General features: G+C 69.2%; 25 protein-coding genes. 15 read left to right on the forward strand and 10 right to left on the reverse strand.

Annotated elements, in window-relative coordinates; genetic code table 11:
- Positions 1–35 precede the first annotated feature (35 nt).
- Genes RAMLITH_RS24360 through RAMLITH_RS24385 form a run of 6 tightly spaced genes read left to right on the forward strand, consistent with a single transcriptional unit; the run spans position 36 to position 6,127 of the window.
- Positions 36–1,013, forward strand: a complete 978-nt coding sequence (locus RAMLITH_RS24360) for an ABC transporter permease (protein ID WP_168110049.1) — start codon at positions 36–38, stop codon at positions 1,011–1,013.
- A gap of 8 nt (positions 1,014–1,021) precedes the next feature.
- Entirely contained in the window at positions 1,022–1,942 is a 921-nt protein-coding gene (locus RAMLITH_RS24365; protein WP_420376938.1) for an ABC transporter permease, read from the forward strand.
- 3 nt (positions 1,943–1,945) lie between these two features.
- Complete coding sequence (locus RAMLITH_RS24370; RefSeq protein ID WP_168110051.1) at positions 1,946–2,953, forward strand: ABC transporter ATP-binding protein; 1,008 nt, start codon at positions 1,946–1,948, stop codon at positions 2,951–2,953.
- 12 nt (positions 2,954–2,965) lie between these two features.
- On the forward strand, positions 2,966–4,015 hold the full coding sequence (locus RAMLITH_RS24375; RefSeq protein WP_168110052.1) for an ABC transporter ATP-binding protein: 1,050 nt from the start codon (positions 2,966–2,968) through the stop codon (positions 4,013–4,015).
- Positions 4,012–4,902: an N-formylglutamate amidohydrolase gene (locus RAMLITH_RS24380; RefSeq protein ID WP_168110053.1), complete on the forward strand. Its 891-nt coding sequence runs from the start codon at positions 4,012–4,014 to the stop codon at positions 4,900–4,902. Before RAMLITH_RS24375 ends, RAMLITH_RS24380 begins: the two co-directional genes overlap by 4 nt.
- A 10-nt stretch (positions 4,903–4,912) precedes the next feature.
- A complete protein-coding gene (locus tag RAMLITH_RS24385; RefSeq protein WP_168110054.1) occupies positions 4,913–6,127 on the forward strand; it encodes a M20 aminoacylase family protein in 1,215 nt (404 codons plus the stop codon).
- Here RAMLITH_RS24385 and RAMLITH_RS24390 read toward each other — a convergent pair whose 3' ends face one another.
- The 5 genes from RAMLITH_RS24390 to hemA all read right to left on the reverse strand — a co-directional run bounded on the left by RAMLITH_RS24390 (position 6,128) and on the right by hemA (position 10,964).
- Positions 6,128–7,126 (reverse strand): AAA family ATPase, encoded by a 999-nt coding sequence (locus RAMLITH_RS24390; protein WP_168110055.1) that lies wholly within the window; start codon positions 7,124–7,126, stop codon positions 6,128–6,130.
- 121 nt (positions 7,127–7,247) lie between these two features.
- On the reverse strand, positions 7,248–7,580 hold the full coding sequence (gene grxD, locus RAMLITH_RS24395; protein WP_168110056.1) for a Grx4 family monothiol glutaredoxin: 333 nt from the start codon (positions 7,578–7,580) through the stop codon (positions 7,248–7,250).
- A gap of 48 nt (positions 7,581–7,628) precedes the next feature.
- Positions 7,629–8,456, reverse strand: a complete 828-nt coding sequence (gene prmC / locus RAMLITH_RS24400) for a peptide chain release factor N(5)-glutamine methyltransferase (protein WP_168110057.1) — start codon at positions 8,454–8,456, stop codon at positions 7,629–7,631.
- Positions 8,453–9,550: a peptide chain release factor 1 gene (gene prfA, locus RAMLITH_RS24405; RefSeq protein ID WP_168110058.1), complete on the reverse strand. Its 1,098-nt coding sequence runs from the start codon at positions 9,548–9,550 to the stop codon at positions 8,453–8,455. Before prfA ends, prmC begins: the two co-directional genes overlap by 4 nt.
- Before the next feature lie 154 nt (positions 9,551–9,704).
- Complete coding sequence (gene hemA / locus RAMLITH_RS24410) at positions 9,705–10,964, reverse strand: glutamyl-tRNA reductase (RefSeq protein ID WP_168110059.1); 1,260 nt, start codon at positions 10,962–10,964, stop codon at positions 9,705–9,707.
- A 60-nt stretch (positions 10,965–11,024) separates the two neighbouring features.
- Here hemA and RAMLITH_RS24415 point away from each other — a divergent pair, with 60 nt between their 5' ends.
- From RAMLITH_RS24415 to queF, 4 genes are read left to right on the forward strand one after another with little or no spacing between them, the layout of a single operon-like run.
- Positions 11,025–11,303, forward strand: coding sequence for a hypothetical protein (locus RAMLITH_RS24415; RefSeq protein ID WP_168110060.1), 279 nt, complete (start codon positions 11,025–11,027; stop codon positions 11,301–11,303).
- Between the two features lie 12 nt (positions 11,304–11,315).
- Positions 11,316–12,095 carry a peroxide stress protein YaaA gene (yaaA, locus tag RAMLITH_RS24420; protein WP_168110061.1) on the forward strand — a complete coding sequence of 260 codons (780 nt, stop codon included), beginning with the start codon at positions 11,316–11,318 and terminating at the stop codon, positions 12,093–12,095.
- 39 nt (positions 12,096–12,134) lie between these two features.
- Positions 12,135–12,992 carry a 2OG-Fe(II) oxygenase gene (locus RAMLITH_RS24425; RefSeq protein WP_168110062.1) on the forward strand — a complete coding sequence of 286 codons (858 nt, stop codon included), beginning with the start codon at positions 12,135–12,137 and terminating at the stop codon, positions 12,990–12,992.
- A 40-nt stretch (positions 12,993–13,032) separates the two neighbouring features.
- A complete protein-coding gene (queF, locus tag RAMLITH_RS24430) occupies positions 13,033–13,881 on the forward strand; it encodes an NADPH-dependent 7-cyano-7-deazaguanine reductase QueF (RefSeq protein ID WP_168110063.1) in 849 nt (282 codons plus the stop codon).
- A 285-nt stretch (positions 13,882–14,166) separates the two neighbouring features.
- Here queF and RAMLITH_RS24435 read toward each other — a convergent pair whose 3' ends face one another.
- The 3 genes from RAMLITH_RS24435 to RAMLITH_RS24445 all read right to left on the reverse strand — a co-directional run bounded on the left by RAMLITH_RS24435 (position 14,167) and on the right by RAMLITH_RS24445 (position 17,730).
- A complete protein-coding gene (locus tag RAMLITH_RS24435; RefSeq protein WP_168110064.1) occupies positions 14,167–15,000 on the reverse strand; it encodes an enoyl-CoA hydratase-related protein in 834 nt (277 codons plus the stop codon).
- A gap of 104 nt (positions 15,001–15,104) precedes the next feature.
- Positions 15,105–16,424: an Ig-like domain-containing protein gene (locus RAMLITH_RS24440; RefSeq protein ID WP_168110065.1), complete on the reverse strand. Its 1,320-nt coding sequence runs from the start codon at positions 16,422–16,424 to the stop codon at positions 15,105–15,107.
- Positions 16,425–16,542: 118 nt separating this feature from the next.
- Positions 16,543–17,730, reverse strand: coding sequence for a Y-family DNA polymerase (locus RAMLITH_RS24445; protein ID WP_168110117.1), 1,188 nt, complete (start codon positions 17,728–17,730; stop codon positions 16,543–16,545).
- A gap of 72 nt (positions 17,731–17,802) precedes the next feature.
- Here RAMLITH_RS24445 and RAMLITH_RS24450 point away from each other — a divergent pair, with 72 nt between their 5' ends.
- Positions 17,803–18,273, forward strand: a complete 471-nt coding sequence (locus tag RAMLITH_RS24450; RefSeq protein ID WP_238344381.1) for a YybH family protein — start codon at positions 17,803–17,805, stop codon at positions 18,271–18,273.
- A gap of 3 nt (positions 18,274–18,276) precedes the next feature.
- Here RAMLITH_RS24450 and RAMLITH_RS24455 read toward each other — a convergent pair whose 3' ends face one another.
- Both RAMLITH_RS24455 and argH read right to left on the reverse strand, forming a co-directional pair.
- On the reverse strand, positions 18,277–19,425 hold the full coding sequence (locus RAMLITH_RS24455) for an alpha-hydroxy acid oxidase (RefSeq protein WP_168110066.1): 1,149 nt from the start codon (positions 19,423–19,425) through the stop codon (positions 18,277–18,279).
- Between the two features lie 40 nt (positions 19,426–19,465).
- Complete coding sequence (gene argH, locus RAMLITH_RS24460; RefSeq protein WP_168110067.1) at positions 19,466–20,857, reverse strand: argininosuccinate lyase; 1,392 nt, start codon at positions 20,855–20,857, stop codon at positions 19,466–19,468.
- A gap of 91 nt (positions 20,858–20,948) precedes the next feature.
- Between argH and RAMLITH_RS24465 the strand changes: the two genes are divergently transcribed.
- Genes RAMLITH_RS24465 through RAMLITH_RS24480 form a run of 4 tightly spaced genes read left to right on the forward strand, consistent with a single transcriptional unit; the run spans position 20,949 to position 24,727 of the window.
- Positions 20,949–21,989: a sensor histidine kinase gene (locus tag RAMLITH_RS24465; RefSeq protein ID WP_168110068.1), complete on the forward strand. Its 1,041-nt coding sequence runs from the start codon at positions 20,949–20,951 to the stop codon at positions 21,987–21,989.
- 16 nt (positions 21,990–22,005) lie between these two features.
- Positions 22,006–22,743, forward strand: coding sequence for a LytR/AlgR family response regulator transcription factor (locus RAMLITH_RS24470; protein ID WP_181017817.1), 738 nt, complete (start codon positions 22,006–22,008; stop codon positions 22,741–22,743).
- A 34-nt stretch (positions 22,744–22,777) separates the two neighbouring features.
- On the forward strand, positions 22,778–23,950 hold the full coding sequence (locus tag RAMLITH_RS24475; protein WP_168110069.1) for an AI-2E family transporter: 1,173 nt from the start codon (positions 22,778–22,780) through the stop codon (positions 23,948–23,950).
- A gap of 15 nt (positions 23,951–23,965) precedes the next feature.
- Positions 23,966–24,727, forward strand: a complete 762-nt coding sequence (locus tag RAMLITH_RS24480) for a TerC family protein (RefSeq protein WP_168110070.1) — start codon at positions 23,966–23,968, stop codon at positions 24,725–24,727.
- The last annotated feature ends 25 nt before the right edge of the window (positions 24,728–24,752 follow it).

Below are 24,752 nucleotides of genomic sequence, written 5' to 3' on the forward strand. Positions count from 1 at the left end.
CGCTGCGGCGCCGGGCCGGCCGTTGCGCCAGCCTGATGTCCACCTACATCATCCGCCGCCTGCTGCAGGCCCTGCTGGTCATGGGCGTCATGTCCGGCCTGGTCTTCGTCGGCCTGTACGTCATCGGCGATCCGGTCTCGATGATGGCCAGCCCGGAGGCGACCGAACTGGACCGCGACGCGATCCGGGCCAACTTCGGGCTGGACAAGCCCTTGCTGCACCAGTACGCCATCTTCATGGGCCACGCGCTGCAGTTCGATTTCGGCAAGAGCTTCCTGACCGGCCAGCCGGCCATGGGCCTGATCCTGGAGCGCATGCCGGCCACGCTGGAACTGGCGACGGTCGCCATCCTGATGTCGATCCTCATCGGCGTGCCGCTGGGGATCTGGGCCGGCCTGAAGCCCCAGGCAATCTCCACGCGCGGCATCATGACCGGCTCGGTGCTCGGTTTCTCGCTGCCTAATTTCTGGGTCGGCCTGATGCTGATCATGATCTTCGCCGTCTACCTGGGCTGGCTTCCGGCGAGCGGGCGCGGCGCCACGGTGCAGGTTGGCCCCGTGGCGTTGAGCGTGCTCACGCTGGACGGATGGTCGCGGCTGCTGCTGCCGGCGACGACCATCGCGCTGGCCAAGGCGGCGCTGATCATCCGGGTCACGCGCGCCGCCACCCGCGAGGCGCTGCCGATGGACTACATCAAGTTCGCGCGCGCCAAGGGGCTGGCCTGGAGCCGCATCCTCCGCGTGCACCTGCTCAAGAACATCCTGATCCCGATCGTCACCGTCTGCGGGCTCGAGTACGGCCAGGTGGTGGCCTTCGCGGTGGTGACGGAGACCATCTTCGCCTGGCCCGGCATGGGCAAATTGCTGCTCGACTCGATCATCACGCTGGACCGGCCGGTGGTGGTCGCCTACCTGATCCTCATCGTGTTCTTCCTCGTGATGCTCAACCTCGCCGTCGACATCCTCTATTCGGTGCTCGATCCGCGGGTGCGGCTGCAGGCGGCCAAGGCATGAGCGAAGTCCTGGTTCCACCCGCGGAACTCGCCGCCGCGACGGCGCTGCCGCCGCCCGAAACGCCGTGGCAGCGGCTGCGGCGCGAATTTTTCGCCAGCAAGCTCGCGATGATGGGCCTGGCGCTGCTGCTGCTGGCGGCCGGGGCCGCGGTATTCGCGCCGTGGCTCGCGCCGCAGAACCCGTACGACATCGGGACGCTGGATATCTTCGACGCCAAGCTGCCGCCCGGCAGCAAGAGCGCCGACGGCAGCATCACCTACTGGCTGGGCACCGACGGCCAGGCGCGCGACCTGCTCTCGGCGATCTTCTACGGATTGCGCACCAGCCTGATGGTCGGTGGCATCTCGGTGGCCGCGGCGCTGGCCATCGGCAGCATCGTCGGCCTGGCGGCCGCCTATTTCAGCGGCTGGGTCGACTCGGTGCTGATGCGCATCGTCGACATCCAGCTGTCCTTCCCGGCGATCCTGGTGGCCCTGATCCTGCTGGCGATCCTCGGCAAGGGCGTCGACAAGGTGATCATCGCGCTCATCATCGTGCAGTGGGCCTACTTCGCCCGCGCCGCGCGCGGCGCCGCGCTGGTGGAGCGCGCGAAGGAATACGTGGAGGCGGCGCAATGCATGGCGCTGGGCTGGCCGCGGGTGCTGCTGCGCCACATGCTGCCCAACTGCCTGCCGCCGCTGATCGTGATCGCGACCATCGACCTGGCCCACGCCATCGCGCTGGAGTCCACCTTGTCCTTCCTGGGTGTCGGCGTGCCGGTGACCGAGCCGTCGCTGGGCATGCTGATCGCGAACGGCTTCGAGTTCATGTTGTCGGGCCATTACTGGATCTCGTTCTTTCCCGGCATCGCGCTGGCGCTGGCCATCGTCGGCATCAACCTGGTGGGCGACCATCTGCGCGACGTCCTCAACCCGCACAACGTGCGCTAGCCGATGGACGGACACGATTTCTCCGCCGGCGCGCGGGCCGGGAAACCGGATGCCACGGTGCTCGACGTGCAGGGCCTGCAGACGCATTTCTTCACCCATGGCGGCGTCGTCAAGGCCGTGGACGGCGTCGACCTGCAGGTGCGTTCCGGCGAGATCGTCGGGCTGGTCGGCGAATCAGGGTCCGGCAAGACCATCACCGGCTTTTCCGTGATCGGCCTGATCGACCCACCCGGGCGCATCGTCGGCGGGTCCATCCGCTATCTGGGCGAGGAACTCGCCGGGGCGAGCGAGCAGCGGCTGCAGCAGTTGCGGGGCAAGGAGATCTCGATGATCTTCCAGGACCCGATGATGACGCTCAACCCGGTGCTGCGTGTCGACACGCAGATGGTGGAGGCGATCCTCGCGCACGAGAAGGTGGGCGCCGCCGCCGCGCTGGCGCGCTCGCGCGAGGCGCTCGCGATGGTCGGCATCCCGTCACCCGAAGAGCGGCTACTGGCCTATCCGCACCAGCTGTCCGGCGGCATGCGCCAGCGCGTGGCGATCGCGATCGCCTTGCTGAACCGGCCGCGCCTGATCGTCGCCGACGAGCCGACGACGGCGCTGGACGTGACGATCCAGGCCCAGATCCTGTTCGAAGTGCAGAAACTGTGCCGCGAGACCGGCACCGCGCTCATCTGGATCACGCACGACCTGGCCGTGGTCTCCGGCCTGGCCGACCGGATCGCAGTGATGTATGCCGGGCGCATCGTCGAGAGCGGCGCGACGGTCGACGTGATCCGGCGCCCGACGCATCCCTACACCCAGGGACTGATCGATTCCATTCCGACGCGCGCCACCCACGGGTCGCTGCTGCGGCAGATTCCCGGCATGACGCCGTCGCTGTTGCACCTGCCGCAGGGTTGCGCGTTCCGCCCCCGCTGCCCGCGTGCCTCCGACGCCTGCCTCGTCGTGCCGCAGCCGACCGCGCTGCCGCACGAGCGCAGCGTGCGCTGCTGGCACGCGCTGGCCTGAAGGAACGTCCGCATGCAACAGCTGGCCGAGATCCCGGTGACGATTGCAACGCCCACGCCGCTGCTGCAGCTGCGCGGCATCGAGAAACGCTTCGTGCAACCGGTCGACGTCGCCGGGCGCATCGCCAACCTGCTGGGCGCCAACAACCGCGCCGCGGTCGTCCACGCCGTGGCCGGCGTCGACCTGGACGTGCGCGCCGGCGAGGTGATCGGCGTCGTCGGGGAATCCGGCTGCGGCAAGTCCACCCTCGGCCGGGTCATCGCCGACATCAGCCCGGCCACCGAGGGCGAGGTCAGTTACCAGGGCAAGCGCCTGCAGGACATGACGGCGCCCGAGCGCCGGGCGTACGCGCTGGGCGTGCAGATGATCTTCCAGAACCCGATGGCGTCGCTCAATCCGCGCATGCGGGTGCTGGACATCATCGGCGAGGCGCCCGTCGTGCACGGCATCGTTCCCGCCGCGAAGAAGACCGAGTACGTGGCCGGCCTCATGCGCCAGGTCGGGCTCGATCCCGAGTACGCCCAGCGCTATCCGCACCAGTTCTCGGGCGGACAGCGCCAGCGCATCGGCATCGCCCGCGCCCTGGCCCTCAAGCCCCGGCTGATCGTCTGCGACGAAGCGGTGGCGGCGCTCGACGTTTCGATCCAGGCGCAGGTGCTCAACCTGTTCCTCGAATTGCGGCGCGAGTTCGACCTCACCTATCTGTTCATCAGCCACAACCTCGGCGTGGTCGGCCATGTCTCCGACCGCGTGGTCATCATGTACCTCGGGCGGGTGGTGGAGGTCGCGCCCACGGACGTCGTCTTCAACCGCCCCAATCATCCCTACACCCAGGCGCTGCTGGCGGAGCTGCCGACGCTGGAGACCACGCGCCGCGCATACCAGCCGATCAAGGGCGAGTTGCCTTCTCCGCTGCGACCGCCGACCGGGTGCAGTTTCCATCCGCGCTGTCCCCACGCCATGCCACGCTGCGCGGCCGAACTGCCCGCGCTCAGGACGCTGGCGGACGGCCACGCCAGTGCCTGCCACCTGAACGACCTGCAGCCCGCCACGCCCGCATGACCCGTCCCGCCAGAGTCCTCCCCAGCGTGCCCGGCACGTTCCCGCCGTACACGCTGCGCCTGCCCGAGGGCGACGCGATCCCGCTCGTCTGCGACTCGCCCCACAGCGGCACGATGTACCCCGAGGATTTCGGCTACGCCCTGCCGTTCGAGCAACTGCGCGCCGGCGAGGACACCGACGTCCACGTGCTGTGGGAAGCGCTGCCTTCGGTCGGCGCCACCCTGCTGGCCGCCGAGTTTCCCCGCGCCTACGTCGACCCGAACCGCGACGTCGAGGACATCGATCCGCAGATGCTCGACAACGCGTGGCCGACGCCGCTGAGTCCGAGCGAGAAGACCAGGCTGGGCATCGGTCTCATCTGGCGCGAAGCGGGGCCCGACGGCCGCAAGCCGATCTACGACCGGCTGCTCGGCGTGCAGGAGGTGCAGCAGCGGATCGCCCGCTATCACGCGCCGTATCACGCCGCCATGCGCGAGCAGATCGAGGCGGCGTATGAGCGCTTCGGCGCCGTGTGGCACCTGAATCTGCATTCGATGCCGGCCGACTCCTATGCCGGCCTGCAGATCGAGAGCGATCATCCGCTGGCGGACTTCGTGCTGGGCGACCGTGACGGCACCACCGCGGCGCCCGAGTTCACGGCGATGGTCGCCGACGCCCTGCGGTCGCGCGGCTTCACCGTGGCCATCAACGACCCGTTCAAGGGCGTCGCGCTGATCGCCCGGCTCGGCCGCCCCGCCGAGCGCCGCCACAGCCTGCAGATCGAACTGCACCGCGGTCTGTACATGGACGAACACACCCGCGAGCGCAGCCCCGGTTTCGGCGTGCTGCAGGCCGCGCTGACCGAGGTAGCCGGCGAGATCGCCGGCTACGTGAAGAGCCAGCTTTGAAGGACCCCGAATGAGCCTGATTGCCGAAATCGAAAGAACCCACGAAGAATTCACCGCGCTGCGGCGCGACATCCATGCGCACCCGGAACTCGCTTTCAAGGAGAACCGCACGTCGGAAATCGTGGCCGAGCGGCTTGCCTCCTGGGGCATCGAGGTGCATCGCGGGCTGGGCAAGACGGGCGTGGTAGGCGTGCTGCGCGGCACTCGCACCGCCAGGACCGGCAAGCCGCGCGCCATCGGCCTGCGCGCCGACATGGACGCGCTGCCGATGCCGGAGCACAACCGCTTCGCGCACGCCTCGAAGCACGAGGGCCGCATGCACGGCTGCGGCCACGACGGGCACACGGCGATGCTGCTGGGCGCGGCAAAGTACCTGTCCTCGCACCGCGAATTCGACGGCGTCGTGAACTTCATCTTCCAGCCGGCGGAAGAGGGCGGCAACGCCGGCGCGCGGGCGATGATCGAGGACGGGCTGTTCGAGAAATTTCCCTGCGACGAGATCTACGGCATGCACAACATGCCCGGCTTTCCGGCCGCCCAGTTCGCCTTCCGCAAGGGGCCGACCATGGCCTCGAGCAACCGCTTCGACATCATCGTGCGCGGCACCGGCGGCCACGCGGCGCAGCCGCACAAGGCGGTGGACACCATCGTCATCGCGGCCGAGATGATCGGCGTGCTGCAGACCCTGATCTCGCGCCATCGCAACCCGATCGATGTCGCCGTGCTCAGCGTCACGCAGATCCATGCCGGCGACGCCTACAACGTGCTGCCCGGCGAGGCCGTCATCCGCGGCACGGTGCGAACCTTCAGCACGGAGGTGCTCGACGAGATCGAGAACAACATGCGGCGCGTGGCCGAGACGCTGCCGCGGGTGCACGGCGGCAGCGGCGAGCTGCAGTTCTACCGCGCCTATCCGCCGCTGGTGAACTGGGACGAGCCGACGGATTTTGCTGCCAGGGTGGCGGAGGAGGTGTTCGGCGCCGACAAGGTGGACCGCGACACGCCGCAGCACGGCGGCGCGGAGGACTTCTCGTTCTACCTGGAGAAGGTCCCGGGCACCTACCTGTTCCTCGGCAACGGGGACGGCGAGCACCGGGAGGGTCGCTACGTCGGCATGGGGCCGTGCGAGCTGCACAACCCGAACTACGACTTCAACGACGCGCTGCTGCCGGTGGGCTCGACCTATTGGGTGCGGCTCACGCAGGCCTTCTTCGCCCGCGCCTGATCACTGCAGGAAGCCCAGTTTCGTCTTCGACGTCGCCGCCTTGGGCAGGTCGTCGATTGCGATGTGGTCGCGGCTTTCCAGGCGGGCGTTGCCGAAGCCGGTCATCAGCGCGCGGCGCATGTCGCGCGGCGCCAGCTCGGCGAGCTGGTCCAGCAGGTCGCCGGCCGGCTCGGGCACGAAGCGCTCGCCCCAGCCATGCTCGGCGCGGATCGCCAGGTACAGGTTGCGCGCGATCTGGCGCGCGGCTTCGAACGAGGGCGGCTCGATCTCGAACACGTTCATGCGGTTGAGGATCGGTTCCGGGATGCAGCGCTCGTCGTTGGCCGTCATGATCCAGATCACCTGGCTGGCGTCGATCGCCACCTCGGCGAACTCGTCCATGAAGCAGCCTGCCGTGTCGTGTTCCAGCAGCCCGTAGAGCGCTCCCAGCGGATCGTATTGCGCGTCGGCCGCGGCCTTGTCGATCTCGTCGACGACGATCACCGGGTTGGCGTACTGGCCTTCGACCAGCGCCTCGAACACCTTGCCCGGCTTGGCGCCTTTCCATTGCGACGAGGCGCCCGACAGCAGCCAGCCCGCCGTCATGGAGCTCATCGGAACGAGGTTCATGCCGGTGCCGAGCAGCTCGGCCAGCTTGCGGGCGAAGTGGGTCTTGCCGATCCCCGGCGGCCCGAGCAGCAGCATCGGCGTCACCTCCAGGCCGTCGCGGCTGTCCTGGGACAGCGCCACGTGCCGCTTCACGTCGTTGAGCGCGTCGGCGAAGTTGGGCAACTGCTCGTAAAGCGACGCCATGTCGGGCAGTCCGCTCGGCTTGACCTGGAAGCGCTCCGGCCCGCGCTCCAGCATGCGCTCGTAGGTGGTGCGCAGGTTCTCGTGATCGCGGTTGGGGAGCTTCGCCAGTTTGCGCTCGACGTCGTGCGGACGGAAGACGCTGCGCACGCTGGCGACGGGCAGCGTGAACGCTGCGGACTGATGGGGAACGAGACTGCGTGTTTCCATCGATCACTCCTTCCGGCTGGCCTGGTTTTGATTCCAGCATAAGCCGTGCCAGAGTGCAATCGAGTGCAGCCGCAGTCGCGAGGTGATGTCAGCAATTGCCGACACCAGCGGCAGGGACGGCTCAGGAGGCCTGGCTGCCGGTGCCGAGCACCTGCTGCAACTCGCCGCTCTGGTACATCTCCATCATGATGTCCGAGCCGCCGATGAACTCGCCCTTGACGTACAGCTGCGGAATGGTGGGCCAGTTGCTGTAGTCCTTGATGCCCTGGCGGATCTCGTCGTCGTCCAGCACGTTCACCGTCTTCACGTTCTTCGGGTCCACCCCGCACGCCTTCAGGATCTGCACGGCGCGGCCGGAGAACCCGCACATCGGGAAATTCGCGTCGCCCTTCATGAACAGCAGGACGTCGTTGCCCTTGACCAGTTCTTCGATCCGTTGCTGAGCATCACTCATATCAGAAACTCCTCTTGAAGCCCGCAGGGCGGGGGAAACATGTAGCGATTATCCCAGTTCAAGGCGGCACCCGCCCGAGCAGCGCTCGATGCCGCCGAGATCGCGGCGGCTCGCAACCTGGGAAAAACCCGCACTCGCCATGAGCTCGCGGACGGCGGCTGCCTGATCGTAGCCGTGCTCGACGAGCAGCCAGCCGGAAGGCCGCAGCCGGGCAGGGGCTTGTCCGATGATGGTTCGCAGGTCGTCGAGCCCGTCGGGGCCGGCGACCAGCGCGTTCGGCGGCTCGTGCGACAGCGCCCCCAGGTGCGGATCGTCCGTGGCGACATACGGCGGGTTGCTGACGATCAGGTCGAAGCGCTCGGCTATGCCCTCCAGCCAGGCGGCGGGCCGGAACTCCACCGCCAGCCCCAGGGCCTGCGCATTGGCGGTCGCCACCTTCAGCGCATCGTGACTGCGGTCCGTCGCCAGCATCCTGGCATCCGGCCGCCGGCTCTTGATGGCCAGCGCGATCGCCCCGCTGCCGGTGCCGAGATCGATCACCCGCGGCGAAGGCCTGGTCGCCAGCACCTCGAGGGCCCATTCGACCAGCGTCTCCGTGTCGGGCCGCGGCACCAGCACGCGTGCATCCACCATGAGGTCCAGCCCGAAGAATTCCTTGCGACCGGCGAGGTAGGCGAGCGGCTCGCCCGCCGCGCGGCGCGCGCACAGCAGCGTGAACTGCCGCTGCTGCGCGTCGTCCAGCGCGTCGCCGTCGTGCGCGAGCAGCCAGGCCCGGTCGCCGGCCGGGCGGCCCAGCGCCTGCAACAGCAGCAGCTGCGCATCGAGGCGCTCCAGGCCCAGGTGCGCGGCGGCCGCCAGCGCCTGCGCCAGCGTCACGCGCCGCCCCCCGGCAGGCTGTTCTCCAGTTCCTGCAGCTGTTCGGCCTTGCGCGCCAGCAGCAGGCCCTCGACCATCTCGTCGAGCTCGCCTTCCATCACGAACTGCAGCTTGTACAGCGTCAGGTTGATCCGGTGGTCCGTCACGCGGCCCTGCGGGAAGTTGTAGGTGCGGATGCGGTCGCTCCGGTCGCCGCTGCCGATGAGGCCCTTGCGGGTGGCGGCTTCCCTGGCGGCACGCTCCGAGCGTTCCTTTTCCTTGATGCGAGCCGCGAGCACCTGCATCGCCTTGGCCTTGTTGCGGTGCTGCGACCGGTCGTCCTGGCACTCGGCGACGATGCCGGTGGGGATGTGCGTGATCCGCACCGCCGAATCGGTCTTGTTGACGTGCTGGCCGCCGGCGCCGCTGGCGCGGTAGGTGTCGATGCGCAGGTCGGCGGGATTGATCTGCACCGCCTGCGCTTCGTCGGGCTCCGCCAGCGCCGCGACGGTGCAGGCGCTGGTGTGGATGCGGCCTTGCGTCTCGGTCGCCGGTACCCGCTGCACGCGATGGCCGCCCGACTCGAACTTGAGCTTGCCGTAGCTGCCTTCGCCGACGACGCGAACCACCACCTCCTTGTAGCCGCCGACCTCGCCCGCGCTTTCGCTCACCAGCTCGCAGCGCCAGCCCTGGCGCTCGGCGTAGCGGGTGTACATGCGCAGCAGGTCGCCGGCGAACAGCGCCGATTCGTCGCCGCCGGTGCCGGCGCGGATTTCCAGGAAGGTGTTGCGCACGTCGTCCGGGTCCTTGGGCAGCAGCAGCCGCTGCAACTGTTCCTCCAGTTGCGGCAATTCGGATTCCAGCGCGGCGATCTCCTCGGCCGCCATGCCGGCCATCTCGGGGTCGTCCTGCATCTCGCGGGCCTGCGCCAGGTCGCCTTCGCGCTGCCGGTAGCGAAGGTACAGGTTCGCGACCTCGCTCACCTCGGCGTGTTCGCGCGTGAGGGCGCGAAAGCGCTCCATGTCCTGCACCACCTCCGGCTGCTGCAGGAAGAAGTCCAGCTCGTTGAGCCGGACCGGATAGCGTTCGAGTTGCTGGCGGAGGAATTGCTTCACAGGGTGCCTGTCTGGCGGGGAGGGAGAAAGCGGGCCGTCTTCTTCAACGCGGAGGGCGCGGAGCAAGAATCCTTGAATCGAATTCTCTGCGCCCCATGCGTCCTTTGCGTCCTCTGCGTTGAAAGCAGGCAGAGGAGCGCCGAGGTCCGCGTCGCTAACGCTCTTTGCGCAGGAAGAAGTGCTGGATCGCCGCGGTGGCGCGTTCGCGCGCGGCGGCGTCGCCGGCGTGCAGCTCGGCCAGTGCGCCGTGCAGCATCTTCTGGGTGAGACCCCTGGACATGGCCTCGAGCACGGCTTCGACGTCCTCGCCCTTGGCGATCGCCTTGCGGGCCCGCGCCAGTTCGAGCGCGCGCCATTCGTCGGCCTGGGCATTGAGCTGCTGGATCAGCGGCACGGTGCCGCGCTTGTCCATCCAGTGCAGGAAGCTCTGGACGCCGGCGTCGATGATGGCTTCGGCCTGCGCCACCGCCGCCTGGCGGTTGGCCTGGCCGGTCTGCACCACGCCGGCGAGGTCGTCGACGGTGTACAGGTAGACGTCCTCGAGCTCCCTGACCTCGGGCTCGATGTCGCGTGGCACCGCCAGGTCGACCATGAACATCGGCCGGTGCTTGCGCGACTTGAGGGCGCGCTCCACGGCGCCCAGGCCGATGATCGGCAAGGTGCTGGCCGTGCAGCTGATCACGGCGTCGAATTCGTGCAGGCGCGACGGCAGGTCGGCCAGCCGCATCACCTCGCCGCCGAAGCGCGTCGCCAGCTTCTCCCCGCGCTCCAGCGTCCGGTTGGCGATGGCGATGCCCTTGGGATTGCGGGCCGCGAAATGGGTGGCCGCCAGTTCGACCATCTCGCCGGCGCCGACGAACAGCACCTTGATCTGGCCGAGGTCCTCGAACAGCTGGCCGGCCAGGCGCACGGCGGCGGCCGCCATGCTGATGGAATGGGCACCGATTTCGGTGGAAGTGCGCACTTCCTTCGCGACCGCGAAGGAGCGCTGGAACAGCTGGTTCAGGGTGGTGCCGAGCGCCCCCGCCTGTTCGGCGGCGCGCACGGCGTCCTTCATCTGGCCCAGGATCTGGGGCTCGCCCAGCACCATGGAGTCGAGCCCGCTGGCCACCCGGAACGCGTGCCGGGCGGCCTGGCCGTCGCGCAGCGCGTAGGAATGGGAACGCAGCAGCGCCGGCGAGACGCCGCCGGAATGCGCCAGCCAGTCCAGGGTATGGTCGATGTCGCCGTGCTCGCCGGCGCAATAGATCTCGGTGCGGTTGCAGGTGGAGAGGATCGCGGCCTCGGGCTTGCGCGCGAGCGCGTCGCGCAAGGCCTTGAGCGTGGGCTCCACCTGGTCGATGGCATAGGCGAAGCGGCCCCGCAAATCCAGCGGAGCCGTGGTGTGGTTGATGCCGAGCGCCCAGACAGCCATGGCGCGGATTATAAAATTCCGCGGAATTTCAAGCACTTGCGTTTTCTCAATTCCCCCGACATGGGTCCGATCGACGCCCTTCTCCACCTGCTGAGCTTCGCCGCGCCGGCTTTCGCCCTGGCCGCGCTCCTGGTGCTGGCCGGCCCCTTCCTGCTGCGGCGGCCACGGCGGCCGCTGGCGTGGTGGGTCCAGCTGGCCCTCAATGCCGCGGTCGGCGTCGCCGTGCTGGCCCTCGGCCTGTGGTATTTCGGGGTCGACGGAAAGATGGCCACCTATGCCGCGCTGGTGTGCGCCGCGGCGGCCACCCAGTGGGCGGGCAGCGGCGGCTGGCGCACCTGAGGGCCCGTCGCCATGTTGTTCCTGCTGTCGCCGGCGAAGACGCTGGATTACGAATCTCCGCTGCCCCCGCTCCCCCATACCCGCCCGGCCTTCGTCGGCCGGTCGCAGGAGCTGATCGCCGTCCTGCGCGAATTCACGCCGGCCCGGGTGGCGGGCCTGATGTCGCTGTCGGACAGCCTGGCCGGCCTGAACGTGGCGCGCTACCAGGCGTGGTCGCCCCGCTTCACCGCCGGGAACTCCCGCCAGGCCATCCTCGCCTTCAACGGCGACGTCTACGAGGGCCTGGCCGCCCGCTCCCTGTCGCCCGACGACCTCGCCTGGGCGCAGGACCACCTGCGGATCCTGAGCGGCCTGTACGGGCTGTTGCGGCCACTGGACCGGATCCAGCCGTACCGGCTGGAGATGGGGACGTCCCTGCAGGTGGGCGCTGCCCGCAACCTGTACCAGTTCTGGGGCACGCAAATTGCCGAAGCCCTGAACCGGGACGTGGCGGCGCAGAAGACGCCCGTCGTGGTGAACCTCGCGTCGCAGGAATACTCGAAAGCGGTGGATCGCGGCGCGCTCAAGGCACGGATGGTCGACTGCGTCTTCGAGGAATGGCGGGGGAGCGGCTGGAAGATCGTGAGCTTTTCGGCCAAGCGCGCCCGCGGGCTGATGGCCCGGTATGCCGTGGCCAACCGGCTGGACACGCCGGCGGCGCTGCGCGATTTCGATCTCGATGGTTATTCGTTCGACGCCGGCGTTTCTGCCGTCGACCGGCTGGTCTTCAGGCGCAGGGCAAGCCCCGCCTGAACGCCACCGGCTCGTCGCAGGCCTGCCCCAGGGAGAACAATGAGTACGACAACACAGAAAGTGACGCCGCAGCTGCGGCAATGGATCGTGGAGCAGGCGCAGGCCGGCCACGGCGCCGACGCCGTCCTCAAGGCCATGCTGGCGGCCGGCTGGCAGGAGGACGTGGCCGTGGAGGCCATGGAGGCCACCTTGCGCGGCCACCTGGACCAGCAGGCGGTGCGGCAGGGGCTGCCGCCGGCGCTGGACGTGCCCGATCCGGACCTCGACGAGTCGCCGCTCTACATCGATGCCGGCGACCGGCGCGTGCACGTGCTGCAGGCGATGGCGATGCCGCGCATCGTCGTCTTCGGCAGCCTGCTCTCGGACGTGGAATGCGAGGAACTGATCGCGCTGGCCAGGCCCCGGCTGGCGCGCTCGCTGACCGTGCAGACGCAGACCGGCGGCGAGGAGGTCAACCAGGACCGCACGAGCAACGGCATGTTCTTCCAGCGCGGCGAGAACGAGCTGGTGCGGCGCATCGAGGCGCGGATCGCGCGCCTGGTGAACTGGCCGGTGGATCACGGCGAGGGCCTGCAGATCCTGCAGTACGGTCCTGGCGCCGAGTACAAGCCGCACTACGACTATTTCGACCCGGACCAGCCGGGCACCCCCACCATCCTCAAGCGCGGGGGCCAGCGCGTCGGCACGCTGGTCATGTACCTGGGCGAGCCGGAGAAGGGCGGCGGCACCGTGTTCCCGGACGTCCACCTCGAAGTGGCGCCCAAGCGCGGCAATGCCGTCTTCTTCAGTTACGAGCGCCCGCATCCCTCCACGAAGACCTTGCACGGCGGCACGCCGGTAGGCGCCGGCGAGAAGTGGATCGCGACCAAGTGGCTGCGCGAGCGGCCCTTCGTCTGAAGGTGGCGTTGCTGCCGCACCTGAAGAAAGCCTTGCTGCCATGACCAACACGCCGGAACAATCGCAGCTGGGCAAGCCGGCGCCATGCGTCGACCGCTACGACCCCGCGCTGCTCTTCCCGATTTCGCGCGCGCCCAAGCGCGCGGAGCTGGGCATCGCGGGCGAGCCGCCGTTCTTCGGCGCCGATCTGTGGACCGCCTACGAGCTGAGCTGGCTCACGCCGCGCGGCAAGCCGCAGGTGGCGATCGCCCATGTCACCGTGCCTTGCGAGACGCCCAACATCGTCGAGAGCAAGTCGTTCAAGCTGTACCTCAACAGCTTCAGCAACACGCCCTTCGGCTCGGCCGACGAGGTGCGCGATCGCATTCGTGCCGACGTGAGCGAAGCGGCGTGGCGCGGCGCCGGGCGTCAGTCCTCGGTCGGCGTGCGCCTGCTGTTGCCCGAGCAGTTCGACCAGGAGCAGGTGCACGAGCTGGACGGCCTCGGCCTCGACCGGCTGGACATCGAGTGCACGCAGTACACGCCCGCGCCGGAGCTGCTCACCGCCGCGTTCGACGAGCAGCCGGTGCAGGAAGTGCTGGTCAGCAACCTCCTGAAGAGCAATTGCCTGGTGACCGGCCAGCCGGACTGGGGCAGCGTGCAGATCCGCTACAGCGGGCCCCAGATCGACCAGGGCGGCCTCTTGCGCTACCTGGTGAGCTACCGGAACCACAACGAGTTCCACGAGCAGTGCGTGGAGCGCATCTTCATGGACATCCGCCAGCGCTGCCGGCCGGTCAAGCTGTCGGTGTACGCGCGCTACACGCGGCGCGGCGGCCTGGACATCAATCCCTTCCGCACCAGCCACCCGGGGGCCATTCCGCCGAACGTCCGCACCGCGCGGCAGTGACCGCGCGGCGGCTCAGGGAAGCTCTGAACAAATCGCGTCGCGCGCGCTCGAGACGAAAAGTGGATGATTTGTCCGCCAAATTCCTGGCCGGTGCTGGACGCACCGGCCGGGAATTTGGTGGGCAAAGGGCCGGTTTTCGTCCGAGCCCTCCGGGACGGCGCTTTTCCGGGCGACCTGGGGTGTTACGAGACCAGGCAAGCCGTCCAGGCTTGCCTTGGGTCTCGCGCCTACCATCTCATCCCGGAAAAGCACCGTCGCGCACGGCGGGATTTGTTCAGAGCTTCCCTAACCGGCGTCGCGGAACGAGCGCAGCGGAGCGAGGGCGGGGAAGGCCGCGGGGCGCTTTTCCTTGCCCGCCTGCACGGCCTCGCGCACGTGCCGGTTGCTCCAGATCGCGCCCTGGATCCAGCCCATCTGGCGCAGCGAGTCGTCGACGGAGTGGTCGCGCGCATAGTGGATCGCCTGCTTGGTGCCCCACACGGCCACCGGCGGCTTGGCGGCGATTTCGCGGGCGCACTGCAGCGCCGCTGCGAGTGCCGCCTGCTGCGAGTCGAACACTTCGTTGACCAGGCCGCAGGCGAGCGCCCGCGCGGCGGGCAGGCGCCGGCCCGTGTACGCGAGCTCCTTGACGATGCCCAGCGGCACCAGCTTGGGCAGGCGCTGCAGCGTGCCGACGTCGGCCACCATGCCGATGTTGATCTCCTGGATGCAGAAGAAAGCGTCCGCCGCGGCGTAGCGGATGCAGCAGGCCGTTACCATGTCCACCGCGCCGCCGATGCAGCCGCCGTGGATCGCGGCGACCACCGGGATGCGCAGCGTCTCGAGCTTCGTGAACGTCGCCTGCATGTCGGTGAGCAGGTCGAACACGGCGCTGCGCCCCTCGGGGGACGCGTCGTCCATGGCGATGTCGCCGCCGAAGGTCTCCAGCGCCATCCCGGCGCTGAAGTGCTTGCCGGTTGAGGAGATCACCAGTGCCCGCGCCGTGCCCTCCTCGTGCAGGCGCGTGAGCACCGCGTCGAGTTCGCGCCAGAACGCCGGATTCATGGTGTTCAGGGCTTCGGGGCGGTTCAGGACCAGGTGGGCGATGTGGTCCTGCTCGGTCAGGGTGAAGCAGTGCATGGCGGCCTCATGAGGAAAAGCCGCCCGGCGGGTGCCGGACGGCTTTCGCAAATGTAGCGCCCGCCTGCTGCCGCGCCTGCCAAGCGGGCGACAGGCGTGCCGGTTCAGCCCTGGCGCTGGAACAGCGTCAGCCGCGCCTCGTTCGTGACGTCCGCCTTGGTGGCGGTCATCTGGATGTCGTAGCGCGTGCCCGGAACCGGGAACGGGGACGTGAAGCTGAATTCGAACTCGCCGTCGCGATCGGCCTGCAGCGTGCGCGAGAACACCTGCTGCGCCACGCCGAACTGACCGACGACCGGCGGGACCGCGTCGACCCGCACATTGACCGAGGCGTGGGGCGCCGCACGGCCACGGACGTGCGTGACGTTGCCGTCCACCTGCGCCTTGTCGGTGTGGCTGAGGATGCGGATCGGCACGTTGCTGGGCGCGCTTGCGACTTCGAAGCTCCAGCTGCGCCGGATCGTATTGCCCGCACGGTCACGCGCCGTCACGTCCACGGTGTGGCGGCCCGCAGGCAGGGGCGCCCGGTAGGTAAAGGAGCGCGGATTGATGTCCGCGTCGCCGGTCACGTTGCGGCCCGACAGCATGATGCGCACGCTTTCCGGGTCGACGCCGCTGCCGCCGCGGTCGCCGAAGCGCCCCGACACCACCGTGGGCGCGCCGGCGACGACTTCGCCTTCTCGCGGCGACAGGTCACGCACCACCGGCGCGCGGTTGTCCGGCTCGGCGCGGTTGTCGGCCACCACCAGCGGGTGGTTCAGGTTGGCCGTGACGGCACGGTTGCCGGCGCGCAGCGTGGCGACCACGCGGCCATTGGGATCGAGCCGGTCGGCGCGCCGGATGGTGTAACTGCCTTCATATTGCCCGGGCCGGACCTCGCGCAGCTGGACGGGGTTGGGCACGCCAGGCAGGCTGACGAGCGCCGTGGCGCCGGGCGCGCCTTCGATGGTGAAGTTGATCTCGGCCCCCGGCTGGACGCGTTCGAGCGTGGACACCTGGAAACGCTCGATCCGCAGCGGCGGCGGGGCGACCGCGGCGGTCCGCAGCCCCGGTGGCACGTCGTAGCTGGCCGTCACCGTGCGGTTGCCGTGGCGCAGGATGGCGCGGATCTTGTCGCCGGTGTCGATGTCGTCGCTGCGGCGCACCGTGTACTCGCCGGTGTAGACGCCGCGGGCGGTCTCGCGCAGCGCGATCGGCTCGCGCACGCCGCGGATGCGGATGCTGGCGCGGGCGCGCGGCGTGCCTTCCACCGTGAAGCGCAGGTGCGATCCGGGATTGACGCCGTTGTCGCTCGTGACCTCGAGCGAGTGCACTTCAGGCGCCGCTGGCTTGGCGACCGCGGTGCCTGGGAGTGCGGTGAAGGTGAAGGCGGCCGGCGCCAGCAGGCACAGCGCCGCCACGTGGTTTCGCAGCTGTCGTTTCATCTCGAACCCCTGAAAGTGGTATTGAGACCGAAGGTAAGCCGGCTACGGCCGCGCTGGTGTAAGGCGAAAGCGGTCGCGCCGGTAGGACGCCGTCAAGTGAACAGCGGCGCGCCCGCCTTCATTGGCCGAAGAGGTCCGGGGTCCAGGCCGGCTGCGGTTCCTGCACGCGCACGGCCGTCGCCGTTGCGTCCGCGGCGCCGGCCTTCACCAGCTTGCCGACGCGCACGCCCAGCAGCCGCAGGCGGCGCCCGAGATCGACCCGCTTGAGGCACTGCCCCGCGACCCGTCGGATGGTGGCCGCGTCCGCGGTCGCGTATTCGATGGTGGAGTCGCGCGTGGCGGTGCGGAAATCGTCGTAGCGCAACTTGATGCCGATGGTCTTGCCGGCGTACCCCTTGCGCTGCAGGTCGGCCGCGACCTGCAGGCACAGCTGCGTGAACACCTCGCCGAGCTCGGCGCGGTCGCGCACGGCATGCAGGTCGCGCTCGAACGTCGTCTCGCGGCTCATCGAGACCGGCTCGCTCTCGGTGACCACCGGCCGGTCGTCGCGGCCCCACGCCGCGTCATGCAGCCACTGACCGGTCCCCGACCCGAAATTGTCGATCAGCCAGTCCAGGGGCTGCGCGGCGATGTCGCCGATGGTGTGCAGGTGCAGTCCGGCCAGCCGGGCGTCGGTCTTCGGTCCGATGCCGTTGATCTTGCGCGCCGGCAGCGGCCAGATCTTCGACGCGATGTCGGCCTCGTACACGATGGAGATGCCGTTGGGCTTGTTGAACTCGCTGGCCATCTTCGCCACGAGCTTGTTCGGCGCCACGCCCAGCGAGCAGGTGAGGCCGGTGCGCTCGAAGATGGCGCGCTGGATCAGGCGCGCCAGGACCCGGCCCCCTTCGCGCTGGCCGCCGGGCACGTCCGTGAAATCGATGTAGACCTCGTCGATCCCGCGGTCCTCGACGACCGGGGCGATCTCGGCGATGGTGCTCTTGAACAGGCGCGAGAAGCGGCGCACCTCGTCGAAGTCGACCGGCAGCACGATCGCCTGCGGGCACAGTTTCGCCGCCTTCATCATGCCCATCGCCGAGCCGACGCCGAACTGGCGGGCGGGATAGGTGGCCGTGGTGATCACCCCGCGGCCCACGTAATCGCGCAGCAGCGGGAATGCCGCCGCCGGGATCTCGCTCAGGGGAAGATCGGCGTGGGCCTGCAGCACCGCGTCGTCGACGGAGCGCCGGCCGCCGCCGATCACCACCGGCAGCCCGCGCAACTGCGGATACCGCAGCAACTCCACCGACGCGAAGAAGGCGTCCATGTCGAGGTGGGCGATGCGGCGGAGCTTGGTCACAATCTGGATTTTCGCAAGAACGGACGAACGGAGACAGGCATGGCACGATCGATCTGGTGGGCGGCGGGCGGCGCCGCGCTCTCGGCATGCACCCTGGCCATGGCGCAGGGTGGGGGCGGCGCCCTCGGCAACGACGAACTGCGGCGGCAGGTCATGGAGGTCGAGCGCGCCTTCGCGAAGACCATGGCCGACCGCGACCTGCGCGCGTTCGCCGGGTTCGTCTCGGACGAAGCGGTCTTTTTCTCAGGTCCGACGCCGCTGCGGGGCAAGGAGCAGGTGGTCGCGTGGTGGGCGCGCTTCTACGAGGGCGCGCAGGCGCCGTTTTCCTGGGAGCCGGCCGAGGTCGAGGTCCTCGCGTCCGGCGACCTGGCGCTCAGTTCCGGGCCGGTGCGCGATCCGGCCGGCAAGCTGGTGGCCCGCTTCACCTCGGTGTGGCGCCTCGAGGCGCCGGGACAGTGGCGCGTGGTCTTCGACAAGGGCAGCCCGGCCGCGGAGGCCGCCAGCCGGTGACGTTCAGTACCTGCCGGGCATCAGGATGCTGCGATCGACCGTGTTGATGTCGGTGCGGCCGCAGAAGGCCATCGTCAGGTCCAGCTCCTTGTGGATGATCTTCAGCGCGGCCTCGACGCCGGCTTCGCCCATCGCCCCCAGGCCGTACACCATCGCCCGGCCGATGTAAGTGCCCTTGGCGCCCAGGGCCACCGCCTTGAGCACGTGCTGGCCGGACCGGATCCCGCCGTCCATGTGGACCTCGATCCTGTGGCCGACTGCCTCGACGATCTCCGGCAGTGCGGAAATGGACGAAGGCGCGCCATCGAGCTGGCGGCCGCCGTGGTTCGAAACGATCAGCGCGTCGGCGCCGCTGTCGACGGCCAGCCGCGCATCCTCCACGTCCTGGATGCCCTTGAGGATCAGCGTGCCGCCCCAGCGCTTCTTGATCCATTCGACGTCCGCCCACGACAGCGCCGGGTCGAACTGCCTGGCCGTCCACTCCGACAGCGATCCCATGTTCTCCACGCCCTTCACGTGGCCGACGATGTTGCGGAACTCGCGGCGCGGCGTGCCCAGCATGCCCATGCACCAGCGCGGCTTGGTCATCATGTTCAGGATGTTGGGCAGCGTCAGTTTGGGCGGCGCGGACAGGCCGTTCTTCAGGTCCTTGTGGCGCTGGCCGATGATCTGCAGGTCCAGCGTCACGACCAGCGCCGAGCAGTTGGCCGCCTTGGCGCGGTCGATCAGGCGCTCGATGAAATCGCGGTCGCGCATCACGTACAGCTGGAACCAGAAGGGATGGTTGCCGGTGGCCTGCGCGACGTCCTCGATCGAGCAGATGCTCATGGTGGACAGCGTGAACGGAATGCCGAACTTCTTCGCCGCGCGGGCGACCAGGATCTCGCCGTCCGCGTGCTGCATGCCGGTGAGGCCCACCGGCGCGATCGCGACCGGCATCGCCACCGGCTGGCCGACCATCGTCGTGCGCGTGGTGCGGTTCTCCAGGTTCACGGCGACCCGCTGGCGCAGCAGGATCTTGTCGAAATCGGCTTCGTTCGCGCGATAGGTGCTCTCGGTCCAGGAACCGGTGTCGGCGTAGTCGTAGAACATGCGCGGCACGCGCCGCTGCGCCAGGACGCGCAGGTCCTCGATGCTGGTGATCACTGTCAAGGCCGGTCTCTCCTCGTTGTTCTCGTTCTGCGGGATGCCATCAGGCGAGCCGCGCCCGGTGCCGCGCGACCTGCGCCCGCACCTGCGCCGGCGCCGTGCCGCCCAGGATGTCGCGGGCGTTCAGCGAGCCGCGCAGCGACAGCACCTCGTACACGTCCTGGCCGATGGCGGGATTGAACCGCTGCAGGTCGGCCAGCTGCAGCTGCGACAGGTCCACCTGCTGCGCCATCGCGGTCTTGACCGCATGGGCCACCGTCTCGTGCGCGTCGCGGAACGGCACGCCCTTCTTGACCAGGTAGTCGGCCAGGTCGGTCGCGGTGGCGTAGCCGCGCAGCGCCGCGCGCTCCATGGCCTCGGGCACCGTGCTGATGCCGGCCACCATGTCGGCGAAGATCCGCAGCGTGTCCTTCAGCGTGTCCACCGTGTCGAACAGTGGCTCCTTGTCTTCCTGGTTGTCCTTGTTGTAGGCGAGCGGCTGGCCCTTCATGAGCGTGATCAGGCCCATCAGGTGTCCCACCACGCGCCCGGTCTTGCCGCGCGCCAGTTCCGGCACGTCAGGGTTCTTCTTCTGCGGCATGATCGACGAGCCGGTCGTGAAGCCGTCCGGGATCCGGATGAAGCCGAAGTTCTGGCTCATCCAGAGCACCAGTTCCTCGGAGAAGCGGCTGATGTGGACCATGGCCAGGGAGGCCGCCGCCGTGAACTCGATCGCGAAGTCACGGTCGCTCACGGCGTCGATCGAGTTCTGGCACACGCCCTCCATGCCCAGCGCCCGGGCGACGCTTTCACGATCGAGCGGGTAGCTGGTGCCGGCCAGCGCGGCGGCGCCCAGCGGCAGCCGGTTGACGCGCGCGCGCACTTCGGTGAACCGCTCGGCGTCGCGGCTGAACATCTCCACGTAGGCGAGGATGTGGTGGCCGAAGCTCACGGGCTGCGCCACCTGCAGGTGGGTGAACCCCGGCAGGATCACGTCGGTATTGCGCTCGGCCAGGTCCAGCAGGGCGCCCTGGAGCTGCGCGAGCAGGCCGGCGATCAGGTCGATCTCGCCGCGCAGCCACAGGCGCACGTCGGTGGCCACCTGGTCGTTGCGGCTGCGGCCGGTGTGCAGGCGCTTGCCGGCGTCTCCGGCCAGCTGGGTCAGGCGCGCCTCGATGTTCAGGTGGACGTCTTCCAGGTCCAGTTTCCATTCGAACTGGCCGGATTCGATCTCGCCGGCGATCTGCGCCATGCCGGCTTCGATCGCCTGCAGGTCGGCGGCGGCCAGGATCCCCTGCGCCGCGAGCATGCGGGCATGGGCGAGGGAGCCCTCGATGTCGGCGCGCCACAGGCGCCGGTCGAAGAAGACGCTGGCGGTGTAGCGCTTCACCAGCTCGTTCATCGGCTCGGCGAACAGCGCCGACCAGCTGCTGGATTTCTGTTCGAGTTGGCTCATGGTTCGGGGGCGGTGCCGCCTGTCCGCGACGGCCGGAAGGCCATGGAAAGGCTGGGATCACCAATAATGGGGACGAAGCAGACGTCCCGCTATGAAGGATTCCCAAATTCTATCGGCGTTCCATGACCTCCCGGGCCGGCCGGCCGCGGCCGCCCCGGCACCGGTCCTGGTCTTCGACGCCTGCCACGTCGGCGTGGTGCTGCGGGCCGTGCTGTTCGTCGAGGGCGTCATCGGCGCCGGTGCCATGTTCGGTGCGGCCAGCCCGGTCGACTGGCTGTGGCGGATGGCGTTCCTGAGCGGCGCGGCGCTGCCGGGCACGCTCGCCTGGCTGGTCGTCGCCTGCAGCCTCAAGAACGTGCTGGCGCGGCTGCGGCCGCGGGTGCAGCACGCTTTCGGCGTGGTGCTGGGCGCGCTGGCCGGCGCCTTCGGCTGCGCCTTGGTCGCGCTCGGCGACCTCCTGCAAGCCGGCGTGCCGTGGGTGGCGTCCGCGGTCACCGGGGCCTTGCTCGCCGCCGCGCTCGTGACGGCCCTGGTCCTGCGGGCCAAGGGCCGGATGCCGGCCGATACCGCCGCGCAACTGGCGGAGCTGCAGGCCCGCATCCGGCCGCACTTCCTGTTCAACACCCTGAACAGCGCGATCGCCCTGGTGCGCGAGGACCCGGCCCGCGCCGAGGCGATCCTCGAGGACCTGAGCGACCTCTTCCGCCACGCCCTGGCCGCGCGCACCGAATCGGTGACGCTCGCCGACGAGATCGGCCTCGCCCGGCGCTACCTGGCCATCGAGCAGGTGCGGTTCGGCGACCGGCTGCAGGTGGAATGGTCGCTCGATCCGCGCGCGGGCGGCGCCCGCGTGCCGCCCCTGCTGCTGCAGCCGCTGGTGGAGAATGCCGTCAAGCACGGCGTCGAGCCGAGCCCGCAGGGCGCGCAGGTGAAGATCAGCACCCAGCGCCGCGGCGGCAGCGTGGTCATCAAGGTGACGAACACGGTCCCGGCGGGGCAGGGGCGGGGGGGCAACGGCGTGGCGCAGGCCAACGTGCGCGACCGGCTGCAGCTCCTGCACGACGTGCAGGCGCAGTTCCAGACGGTGCTGCAGAACGGGATTTACCAGGTGCGCATGGAGGTGCCGGCCTGAAGCCGGCAGGACGGCGATGACCCTGAACGTGCTGCTGGTGGACGACGAGGCGCTGGCCCGCGCGCGGCTGCGGACGCTGCTGGCCGAGTGCGATGCACCGGCGGCGGTGCCGGCCGGCGAGGCGGCGAACGCGGCGCAGGCAATGGAACTGCTGCTGCGGCAGCCGGTGGACGCCGTGCTGCTGGATATCCACATGCCCGGCGCCGACGGCCTGGCGCTGGCGCAGGCGCTGCGCGGCATGCCGCGGCCGCCCGCGGTGGTGTTCGTGACCGCGCACGCGGAACATGCGGTGGCTGCCTTCGAGCTCGAGGCCCTGGACTACCTCACCAAGCCGGTGCGCCGCGAACGGCTGCAGGCGGCGCTACAGAAGGTCCAGCGGGCCGTGCTGGCGCGCGGCGACGCGCCGGCGGCGGCGCCGGAGGCCCTGCTCATACACGACCGCGGACGCACGGAGCGCGTGCCGATCGACGAGGTGCTGTATTTCAAGGCCGAACTGAAATACGTCACCGTGCGCACCAGCGCCAGAAGCTATATCCTCGATGCTTCGCTGAGCGAGCTGGAAGAGCGCCATGCCGCGCATTTCCTGCGCGTGCACCGCAATGCCCTGGTGGCGCGCCGCGCCCTGCGTGCGCTGGAGCGCCACGACGATCCGGAAGAGGGCGAGGGCTGGGCGGTGCGGCTCACCGGCGTCGACGACATCGTCGCGGTCTCGCGGCGGCAGCTCGGCGCGGTGCGCGAGGCGCTCGCGATGTGAGCGGCGGCACCACCGGCAGACACAAGGGAGTCCGATGCAAGAACCAGGCGAGGAAGTGAAACCGGCGGCGGCGCCCCTGGCCGCCGACCCCGAGGACCCTTCGCACGCGCTGCTGCACGTTCCCGTCAACGTGCGCAGCATGTCCCTGGTGATGCTCGCGGTCCTCGCATCGCTCGCCATCCTGCACTGGGCCGCCGCCTTCTTCATCCCGGTGATGGTGGGATTCCTGTTCAGTTACGCGTTGTCGCCGATCGTCGACTGGCTCGAACGCTGGCGCGTTCCGCGCGCCGTCAGCGCCGCGGTGCTGATCCTGGGCATCCTGGGCGGGGCCGGCGCCTCGCTGTATTCCTTCAGCGACGACGCCAACGAGCTCGTCGGGTCGCTGCCGCAGGCCGCCCGCAAGCTGCGCGACTCGCTGAAGTCGCACAACGGGCGCCAGGAGAGCGCGCTCGGCACGGTGCAGAAGGCGGCGGCGCAACTGGAACAGGCGGCGAAGGAGGCCAGCCCCGCCACCCCGACGGCACGCGGCGTGCAGCGCGTGGTGATCGAGAAGCCGGCGTTCGACCTGCGCGACTACCTGTGGAGCGGCACCCTGGGCCTGGCGAGCCTCATCGGACAGATCACGGTGGTGACCTTCCTCACCTACTTCCTGCTGCTCTCGGGCGACACGTTCCGGCGCAAGCTGGTGAAGATCACCGGCCGCACCTTGAGCGACAAGAAGATCACCGTGCAGGCGCTCGACGAAATCCACGGGCAGATCCAGCGCTACCTGCTGGTGCAGCTGTTCGCCAGCCTGCTGGTGGGCGTGACCACCGCGCTCGCCTTCTGGGCGCTGGGGCTGGAGCACGCAGCGGTGTGGGGTTTCGCCGCGGCCATCCTGAACCTGGTGCCCTACATCGGGTCGGTGCTGGTGACCGGCGCCGCCGGCCTGATCGCCTTCGTGCAGTTCGGCTCGGTCAACATGGCGATGGCCGTCGCCGGCGTTTCCCTGCTGATCAACACGCTGGAAGGCAACCTGCTCGTGCCCTGGCTCACCAGCAGGGCCGGCCGGATGAACCCGGTCGCCGTGTTCATCGGCGTGCTGGGCTGGGGCTGGTTGTGGGGCGTGTGGGGACTGCTCCTTGGCATCCCGATCCTGATGGTGGTCAAGGCCGTGTGCGACCGGGTCGACGACCTCAAGCCGATCGGCGAACTGCTCGGCACCTGACGCGAGGAACTGGCAATGCTCGAACTGCTCTCCGACCCGCAGGCGTGGATCGCCTTCGCGACCCTCACGGCGCTCGAACTGGTGCTTGGCATCGACAACATCGTCTTCATCTCGATCCTGGTGGACAAGCTGCCGCCCGAGCGGCGCGAATTCGCCCGGCGCGTCGGCCTGTTCATGGCCATGTTCATGCGGCTCGGACTGCTGCTGGTGCTGGCCTGGATCATCGGCCTCACGGCCCCGCTGTTCACGGTGCCGGGGTGGGGCGAGGAGATCTCGGGCCGCGACCTGATCCTGATCGGCGGCGGCCTGTTCCTGATCTGGAAGAGCACTGGCGAGATCCACCAGTCGCTCGAGGGCGAGGAAGGCCATGCCTCGTCGGCGGTGAAGGCGACCATGGCCGCGGTGATCCTGCAGATCATGGTGGTCGACATGGTGTTCTCGCTCGACTCGATCATCACCGCGGTGGGCATGGTCGACGAACTGGCGGTGATGATGGCCGCGGTCATTGCCTCGGTGGGTTTGATGATGCTGTTCGCCGGGGCCATCGGCCGTTTCGTTTCCGAGCACCCCACGGTGAAGATGCTCGCGCTGTCGTTCCTGGTCGTGGTCGGCGTGGTGCTCATCGCCGAGGGCTTCGACCATCACGTGCCCAAGGGCTACGTGTACTTCGCGATGGCGTTCTCGGTGGCGGTCGAGATGCTCAACATCCGCGTGCGCAAGCGTGCCGCGCGGCCGGTCCACCTGCGCCGGGAATACGACGGCGAGCACGGCGCCTGACTCGGGCCTGACCGCCTCGGGATCG

Source organism: Ramlibacter lithotrophicus, assembly GCF_012184415.1.
Lineage (GTDB): Bacteria > Pseudomonadota > Gammaproteobacteria > Burkholderiales > Burkholderiaceae_C > Ramlibacter > Ramlibacter lithotrophicus.